The organism is Methyloceanibacter sp., assembly GCF_050728395.1.
Lineage (GTDB): Bacteria > Pseudomonadota > Alphaproteobacteria > Rhizobiales > Methyloligellaceae > Methyloceanibacter.
Window position 1 is genome coordinate 25,888 of record NZ_JBOHJB010000031.1, and the last position, 8,419, is coordinate 34,306.

Below are 8,419 nucleotides of genomic sequence, written 5' to 3' on the forward strand. Positions count from 1 at the left end.
GGAGTGTGATGTCGGTTCTGGCAGGACAGCCGCAGGCAAGCATCGAGCCGATGATGCTCTATATGGGGCGCTTGGCGCGCGAGGCCGCTGGTGCGCTCGCGCTCGCCACGACCGCGCAGAAGAACGCCGCGCTCGAAGCCATGGCCAAGCGGCTCGAGGCGCGATCGGGCGCGATCCTCGGAGCCAACAAGAACGACATCGACGCCGCGCGCGGCAAGGGCCGCGACGAGGCCTTCATCGACCGGCTGGCGCTCGACGAGGCGCGAGTGGCGGCCATGGCACGCGGCTTGCGCGATATCGCCGCGTTGCCGGATCCGGTGGGCGAGGTGACCGCGTCGTGGACGCGGCCGAACGGCTTGCAAATATCGCGCGTGCGCGTGCCGCTCGGGGTGATCGGCATCATCTATGAGTCGAGGCCGAACGTGACGGCTGATGCTGGAGGGCTTTGCCTCAAGTCGGGGAACGCGGTGATCTTGCGCTCTGGCTCTGAGAGCTTCCTCACCTCGCTCGTGATCTGCAATGCGCTCACCGAGGGTCTCGTCGAGGCAGGATTGCCCGAGACCGCGATTCAGATCGTGCCGACCGTGGACCGCCAGGCGGTTGGTTTCATGCTTTCCGGCCTTGGCGGCGCCATCGACGTGATCGTGCCGCGCGGGGGCAAGAGTCTGGTCGGCCTTGTGCAGGAAGAGGCGCGGGTGCCGGTGTTCGCGCATCTTGAAGGAGTCTGTCACGTCTACGTGCATCAGCCGGCGGACCCTGCCATGGCCAAGGCCATCGCGCTCAACGCCAAGATGCGGCGGACCGGGGTGTGCGGCGCGGCTGAGACGCTGCTCGTCGATCGCGCCGCCGTGTCAACGCATCTTGCGCCGCTGGTCGAGATGCTGATTGAGGCCGGTTGCGAAGTGAGAGGCGACGCCGACACGCAGCGCGCCGATGCCCGCGTGAAGCCTGCAAGCGAGGACGACTGGTCCACCGAATATCTCGACGCCATCATCGCGGTGAAGGTGGTCGACGGGCTCGACGAAGCCATCGACCATATCGCGCGCTACGGCTCGCAGCACACCGAGGCGATCATCACCGAGGACAAGGACGCGGCGGAGACGTTCCTCGCTCGCGTCGACAGCGCCATCGTGCTGCACAATGCCTCGACGCAATTTGCCGATGGCGGCGAGTTCGGCATGGGCGCTGAGATCGGCATCGCCACCGGCCGCTTCCATGCCCGCGGTCCGGTAGGTCTCGAGCAGCTCACGACCTTCAAATATGTCGTGCATGGCTCAGGCCAGATCCGTACTTGATGGGTCGAATGGCCTCGAAAAAGAACCGGGGGAAGCGCCCCGACCCTGATTTGCGGGTGCCGATGGCGGCGCCCAGGATGCGCATCGGACTGCTCGGCGGCTCGTTCAACCCGGCGCACGCGGCGCACCGCCAGATCAGTCTCGCGGCTTTGAAGCGCCTGGGGCTCGATCAGGTGTGGTGGCTGGTGAGCCCAGGCAATCCTCTGAAAGACGCAGGCCAAGCGCCCGACCTCGAAGCGCGCATCGCCGCGGCGCGCGCGGTCGCCCGCCATCCAAAGATCGTGGTCACAGGCTTTGAGGCCCGTCGCCCGAGCGCCTACACCATCGACACCATCCGCTTCCTCAAGCAGCGCTATCCCGCGGTCCATTTTGTGTGGCTGATGGGGGCCGACAATCTCGCCTCATTCCATCGCTGGCGCGCCTGGGAGGAGCTGTTCGGCCTCGTGCCCATTGCGGTGCTCGACCGTCCTGGTTACCGGCTGAAGGCACGAGCCAGCAGGGCCGCGCAGCGCTTTGCCTTCGCCGCGCTCGACGAAACCGACGCGCGTGGACTTGCAGGCATGGAACTGCCGGTCTGGACCCTGCTCACGCTCCCGCTGTCGAGCCTCTCCTCCACGCAGCTCAGGAGTGGCATGGAGGGCGAGCCGCCGCGCACCAAGATGCGCAAGGCGGCCAAGGCGCTTAAAAAAGTTGCGAAGAAGACCGATAAGGCGGCCAAACGGGAAAAGAAGAAGGATGCCAAGCGGGCGAAGAGGGACAAGAAGGACACAAAGAAGAGTAAGAAGAAAGCGTGACAACACTAGCTATTGAAATTTTGCTGCGACGCAGACTATGTTCGAGTTGAGGCGGCACCGAATGCCGGGCTCGGGCGTTTAGCCGGGCGAGGCTCAAAAGCCGCTTCCGCAGGAGCAATGACAGAAGGACATCCACCAAAACATGCGCTCACCAAGAGAGGGTACCCATAAGGGTACGCCTCCCTCCGGCTTTGCGTCATTTTGCGCAAACCCGAACCGTTTGCTCGACGTCGTGCTCGACACACTCGACGACGCCAAGGCCGAGCAAGTCGTGTGCATCGACATCAAGGGCAAGACCTCGATCGGCGACCAGATGGTCGTAGCCTCGGGGCGCTCGCAACGGCATGTTGGCGCCGTTGCCGATCACCTCGTCAGGAAGCTCAAGGACGAAGGCTTCGGACGCGCCCGCGTCGAAGGTCTTCCCCATTGCGACTGGGTGCTGATCGATGCCGGCGACGTCATCGTCCACATTTTCCGTCCAGAGGTGCGGGAGTTCTATAATCTGGAGAAGATGTGGTCCGCCGACCGCCCAATGGAGCGCATGGTGGTCTGATCCGCCGCTAGCGTTCCAGGGGGCCAGGCCTTACAAGGTCGCGCCATGCGGCTTCTCATTGCTGCCGTGGGCAGGCTCAAGCAAGGCCCGGAACGTGACCTGTTCAGGCATTATCTCGGCCGCACCGAGATGGCCGGCAACAAGCTCGGGCTTGCACCGGTGACTGTGATCGAGGTGCCTGAGTCGCGAGGGCCGACCCCAGCCGCGCGCACCGCCGCCGAAGCCATGGTCATGCTCGGCAAAGTGCCCCCCACGCATAAGCTGGTTTGCCTCGACCGCGAGGGCGATCAGCTCGGCAGCGCCGAGTTCGCCAAAGCCATCGGCGAATTTCGCGACCGCGGCGCCCCCGGCCTCGCCTTTCTCGTCGGTGGCGCCGAGGGGCTCGCGCCCGAAGTGCTCGCCCGCGCCGATCTGAAGCTCTCGCTCGGGCCCCTCACCTTGCCGCACGGGCTTGCTCGCATCGTGCTCGCCGAGCAGCTCTATCGCGCGGCGACCATTCTTGCCGGCCATCCCTATCACCGTGCCTGACCTCCATTCCCCTCGTGGAGGGAAAGGTTAAGCTTTGTTCAGGATATTCGCCTTGATTCTGCCTCATGGCTCCGCTTCCGTTCCCGCTCGCTCGAGTTCCACCTCTTCAAGCCGGCGGGCAAGAGACGGGACGGGGGAGAGCACGCTGGTTACGAAGGATGGCGCCAATCCATCGGTCCCCTGAGCCGACATTCCGGTTCGTCATAACCGGGTTTCTCCTCCTGGGGCTGTTGAGCACTTTCCCGTTGTCCGTTGCGGCGGAGGACGACCTCTCCCGCGAGGAGGCACAGAAGAAACTCGACGAGACTTCGCAGAAGCTGCAATCGAGCCGCGCGCAAGAAGAGGGCCTTGCCCAGGATGTCGTGGCGCTCGCCGAGGCGCGGGCGAAGCTCAATACCGAGCTGATCGAAGCAGGAAAGCAGGTGCAGGCGAGCGAAGCAAAATTGTCCGGGACCGAAGCGAAGCTCGCCGAGCTTACCGACCAGGTCACGGTCATTCGCAACTCGATCACCGATCGAAAGGAAACCATCGTCAAAATGCTGAGCGCCATGCAGAGGATCGGCCGCACGCCGCCGCCGGCGCTCGTTACGCGCCGCGACGATGCGCTTGCCGTGGTGCGCAGCGCCATGCTTCTCGCCCAGGTGTTTCCCGAGCTCAAATATCAGGCCGACAATCTGTCGCAGGAACTTGACGGACTGGTGAAATTGGAGTCCGGCATTCGCGAGCAGCGCGATGCCGAGCAGCGCGAAACCGATAGGCTCACCGGGGAGCGGAGCAGCATCGACAAGCTGCTCGAGGAAAAGAAGGCGAAGCTCGCTCAGAGCGAAGCCGAGCTTGTGACGACCCGCCAGGCAGCCGTGCAGCAGGCCGCCGAGGAAACCGAGCTCAACGCGCTGATCGCCCGGCTCGACGAGCGGATCGCCAAGGCAGAGGTCGCGCAATACGACGCGGAAGTGGCCACCGAGAAGGCATTGCGGGCCCGCGAGCAGAGCCAAGCGCTCGCCACCCCCGGCAACGAGAAGGTCATCGAGATCAAGCCCGAGTCGACCAAGATCGCCTTTGCCAGCCCTGCCCGCTTGAAGCCGGCGATGCCCTTCGAGCTAACCAAGGGGACCTTGCCTCTGCCAGCCCAGGGCAAGCGGCTGAAGCGCTTCGGCGAGGCCGACGGCGTCGGCGGCACCTTGAGGGGCATTTCGCTGCAAACCCGTGGAGAAGCGCGGATAATCGCGCCAACCGACGGCTGGGTGGTCTATGCCGGGCCCTTCCGGTCCTATGGCAATCTATTGATCATCAATGCTGGCGGAGGCTATCATGTTCTGCTTGCGGGAATGGGCCGCATAGACGTAAGCCTCGGCCAGTTTGTCTTAGCCGGCGAGCCGGTCGCGGTGATGGGCGCGGCGCTCCAGGCAGGCCAAGGTAACAACGATAACTCGCGCCCCGTCCTATACGTCGAGCTCAGGAAGGACGGCAGGCCAATAGACCCCGGCCCATGGTGGGCCGAGGCTTCCGAGAAGGTGCAAGGATGATGCGGAAATCCGAATACGCGCTATGGACTCTTCTGGTGCTGGCCGTGCTCGCTGCCGGTTCGACGATTGTAGGGCTCGCGCGCAGCGAGACGGCGTCGGCGGCCAACTCGGAAATCTACCGGCAGCTCGATCTGTTCGGAGAGGTGCTCGAGCGCGTGCGCGCCGACTATGTCGAGAAACCCGAGGACGCCAAGCTGATCGAATCGGCGATCAACGGCATGCTCATGGCGCTCGATCCGCATTCCGCCTATCTCAATCCGAAGCACTTCCGCGACATGCAGGTGCAGACGCGCGGCGAGTTCGGCGGCCTCGGCATCGAAGTGACCATGGAGAACGGCGTGGTCAAGGTCGTCGCCCCGATCGAGGATACCCCGGCGTCGAAGGCGGGCATCCAGAGCGGGGATCTGATTACCGCGCTCGACAAGGAGCAGATCCAGGGCCTCACGCTACAGGAAGCCGTCGAGAAGATGCGCGGGCCAGTCAATTCCGCGATCACGCTGACCATCGTGCGCAAGGGCACCGAGGATCCGTTCGACGTGAAGGTCGTGCGCGACGTGATCCACATCAATCCGGTGAAATACAGCGTCGAGAACGACGTCGGCTATATCAGGGTCACCACCTTCAACGAGCAGACCACGGCCAATCTGCAGAAGGCGATCGAGGATTTGAAGAAGGAGATCGGCCCCAAGCTCAAGGGCTTTGTCATCGACCTGCGTAACAATCCGGGCGGCCTGCTCGATCAGGCGATCTCGGTGTCGGATACGTTCCTCGATCAAGGCGCCATCGTGCTGACCAAAGGCCGCAATCTCGAGGAGACGCAGCGGTCGAATGCGCGGCCCGGCGACCTCACCGACGGCCAGAAGATGGTGGTGCTGATCAATGGCGGCTCGGCCTCGGCGTCGGAAATCGTCGCCGGCGCGCTGCAGGACCACCATCGCGCGACCATCCTCGGCACGCGGTCCTTCGGCAAGGGCTCGGTGCAAACTATCATTCCGCTCGGGTCGAACGGCGCGCTGAGACTCACCACCGCGCGCTACTACACCCCATCAGGCCGCTCGATTCAGGCCAAGGGCATCGAGCCAGAGGTGGTGGTCGAGGAGGAGTTGCCCGAGGAGTTGAAGGCCAAGGCCGCATCGCAGAATACGCGCGGCGAGGCAAACTTGCGCGGTCACCTCAAGGGCGAGGACGAGGAAGCCAAGGAAAAGGCCAAGGCCAAGGATGAGAACTCCGGGGCCAACGCCGACGACGAGGACGGCGAGGGCAAGGCCAAGGACGAGGAGGAGTCCGGCAGCTCAGCATACGTCGCGCCGGAGAAGGACAAGGATACCCAGCTGCAATACGCGCTCGAGATCCTGCGTGGCACCAAGACGGTCACCACGGACACCAAGAAGAAGGCTGAGGCCAACTAATCAGCCGCCAATAGGAGGAGGCTCCGGCCCCCTGACCCGGGGGCCTGGTCGCGGGGAGGTACAGGGGTAGATGAAGGCGCTGACCGTCACGGCTTCGATCCTGCTCGCGGTGCTGTTGCTCGGTATTGGCTGGCTCGCCTTCTTTCCTGGCGATGCGGGCGAACCCGTAGTCACCGTAGCGGTTTCGCCGCCGCCTGCAAAACTGCCGGCACCTCCGCCCTCTGCCCAGCCGGCAGCTCCAGGGTCGTCGATCGATCTGCCGCCTGGCTTCGGCATCGCCCCGGTGCGGCCGCAATCAGGCCAGGGGGGAGCTCCCGCCTCTCAGCAGCAGCAAGCGGCGAACCAGCCTCAGCCTGGAGCGCCGACCCCAGGTCAGCCGGCAAGTGTCCAAACCGTTGCCATTCCGGCGCCGCCCGGCCCGCCGCCGGCTCTGCCGCCGCCACCTGAAGATGAAACCGCCTCGATCACGCTCGTCGAAGTCCCGGTCGCCGAGCTGGTCGAGGAGTCCCAATATGGGCCGCTTCCCAAGGTCGCGCCGGACGGAAGGCGGCCCATAGATGTTTATGCGCGCCCGTCAAAATATGCGGTGAAGGCGTCGCCCGGCGAGAAACCGCGCATCGCGGTGCTGATCAACGGCATGGGCCTGTCCGACGGGGTCACCGCCGAGGCGATCAAGGCGCTGCCGGCGCCGATCAGCGTGGCCTATGGCGCCTATGGCCGCAACCTTCAGGACTGGGTGGAGAGGGCGCGGGGAGCGGGGCATGAGGTTCTGTTGCAGGTGCCGCTCGAGCCTCTCGACTATCCGACCAACGACCCCGGACCGCACACATTGCTGACCACGCTGCCATCAGAGGAGAACATGAAGCGCCTGCAATGGCTCATGTCGCGCTTCACCGGCTATGTCGGCGTCACCAATCAGATGGGGGCGAAATTCGAGACGACGCAGGCGTCGCTCGTGCCCATGCTCGAGGAAATCAAGGCGCGCGGGTTGCTGTTCGTCGACGATGGAACGGTGAAGGATTCGGCCGGCGCTCAAGTTGCCGGTACCATCGGCCTCGACTATGCCGCCGCCGATGTCCAGATCGACGCCGTGCCATCGCCTGACGATATCAACAAGGCACTCGCCCGCCTCGAGGCTGTTGCCAAGGAAAAGGGCTCGGCGATCGGGGTCGCGAGCGCCAAGCCCGGGACCATCAAGCAGATCTCCCAATGGGCCGGGCAGCTTCAAGGCAAGGGCATCATCCTCATCCCGGTCAGCGCGGCGATCCGCTCGCAGCGGCAGAGCTGATCCTCGGACATGACTTTAGCGGCAGACTTGCCCTACCGGCCTTGCGTCGGCGTGATGCTCATCAACCGCCAGGGTCTGGTGTTTGTCGGCAGGCGATCCGACGTGCCTCTCGCTCCGGAGGGGACCGGACATTGGTGGCAGATGCCGCAAGGCGGCTTGGACGAGGGGGAAGACCCCGAAGCCGCCGTCCTCCGCGAGCTAGAGGAAGAGACCGGCGTAACCAGCGCCAGCATCCTTGGCCGGACGCGGCAATGGTACAATTACGATCTGCCGCAAGGGTTGGTGGGCACCGCCTGGCAAGGGCGCTATCGCGGCCAGACGCAGCTCTGGTTCGCCGCCAGATTCGAAGGCGAGGACAGCGAGATCGACCTTGAGCCGAAGCCGGGCCATGAGCGCGAGTTCGATGCTTGGCGTTGGGTGCCGCATCGCGCGCTTCCCGGCCTCGTCGTGCCGTTCAAGCGCCCGGTCTATGAGGGCGTGATCCGCGAGTTCGAGCGCTTCGTGCTTGCCGTCTAGGGGATGGGATGTCGTTGCAGCAAGACGTGGCTGGCCGGGACAAGCCCGGCCATGACGAGGCCCTCAATATTGGATGTTGAAATCAGAGGCTGAGGGTCGCCTGCACCTGGCGGAGATGATCGAGCTGGGTTTTGGCGCGATCGCGAACCCTCTCGTCCTTGGCGTCGGCGATGTCTTCCTCGGCGTCCTTGATCGCTTGGTTGAGCGTTTCAGCCTCGAGCTCGACGAGGTCGATGGCGGTCTCGGCGAGCACGGTGAGGCCTTGCGGGCCGACCTCGGCAAAGCCGCCGCGCACGAAATAGCGCCGCCGGGCGGTGCCGCTCGAGACGATTTCGAGCAGGCCAGGCCGCAGGCTCGTGAGCAGCGGGGCGTGACGGGCGAGCATGGTGAAGTCGCCCTCTGACCCCGGCACCAGAACCTGCTCGACCTCGGCGGAGACGAGCAGCCGCTCCGGCGAGACCAGCTCGAATTTGAAGGTGTCAGCCATTTGCGGACTCCGGGCAAGAAACG

At 64.6% G+C, this 8,419-nt stretch carries 9 protein-coding genes; 8 read left to right on the forward strand and 1 reads right to left on the reverse strand.

Features of this window, described 5'->3' with window-relative positions; translation table 11 throughout:
• Positions 1 to 8: 8 nt before the first annotated feature.
• From ACREC7_RS07585 to ACREC7_RS07620, 8 genes are all read left to right on the forward strand, one after another.
• Positions 9 to 1,295: a glutamate-5-semialdehyde dehydrogenase gene (locus ACREC7_RS07585; protein ID WP_431555082.1), complete on the forward strand. Its 1,287-nt coding sequence runs from the start codon at positions 9 to 11 to the stop codon at positions 1,293 to 1,295.
• A gap of 8 nt (positions 1,296 to 1,303) precedes the next feature.
• The gene (locus ACREC7_RS07590; protein ID WP_431555083.1) at positions 1,304 to 2,089 is read left to right on the forward strand and encodes a nicotinate-nucleotide adenylyltransferase; all 786 of its coding nucleotides are present in this window, start codon (positions 1,304 to 1,306) and stop codon (positions 2,087 to 2,089) included.
• Positions 2,090 to 2,231: 142 nt separating this feature from the next.
• Positions 2,232 to 2,642: a ribosome silencing factor gene (gene rsfS / locus ACREC7_RS07595; protein WP_431555084.1), complete on the forward strand. Its 411-nt coding sequence runs from the start codon at positions 2,232 to 2,234 to the stop codon at positions 2,640 to 2,642.
• A 45-nt stretch (positions 2,643 to 2,687) separates the two neighbouring features.
• On the forward strand, positions 2,688 to 3,170 hold the full coding sequence (gene rlmH, locus ACREC7_RS07600; protein WP_431555085.1) for a 23S rRNA (pseudouridine(1915)-N(3))-methyltransferase RlmH: 483 nt from the start codon (positions 2,688 to 2,690) through the stop codon (positions 3,168 to 3,170).
• 245 nt (positions 3,171 to 3,415) lie between these two features.
• Complete coding sequence (locus ACREC7_RS07605) at positions 3,416 to 4,696, forward strand: murein hydrolase activator EnvC family protein (protein ID WP_431555086.1); 1,281 nt, start codon at positions 3,416 to 3,418, stop codon at positions 4,694 to 4,696.
• Positions 4,696 to 6,105 (forward strand): S41 family peptidase, encoded by a 1,410-nt coding sequence (locus tag ACREC7_RS07610; protein WP_431555090.1) that lies wholly within the window; start codon positions 4,696 to 4,698, stop codon positions 6,103 to 6,105. Before ACREC7_RS07605 ends, ACREC7_RS07610 begins: the two co-directional genes overlap by 1 nt.
• A gap of 70 nt (positions 6,106 to 6,175) precedes the next feature.
• Positions 6,176 to 7,393, forward strand: coding sequence for a divergent polysaccharide deacetylase family protein (locus ACREC7_RS07615; protein ID WP_431555087.1), 1,218 nt, complete (start codon positions 6,176 to 6,178; stop codon positions 7,391 to 7,393).
• A 9-nt stretch (positions 7,394 to 7,402) separates the two neighbouring features.
• The gene (locus tag ACREC7_RS07620; protein WP_431555088.1) at positions 7,403 to 7,909 is read left to right on the forward strand and encodes an RNA pyrophosphohydrolase; all 507 of its coding nucleotides are present in this window, start codon (positions 7,403 to 7,405) and stop codon (positions 7,907 to 7,909) included.
• 82 nt (positions 7,910 to 7,991) lie between these two features.
• Here the strand turns inward: ACREC7_RS07620 and ACREC7_RS07625 are convergent.
• On the reverse strand, positions 7,992 to 8,419 hold a 428-nt coding region (locus ACREC7_RS07625; protein ID WP_431555089.1), incomplete at its 5' end, for a F0F1 ATP synthase subunit epsilon.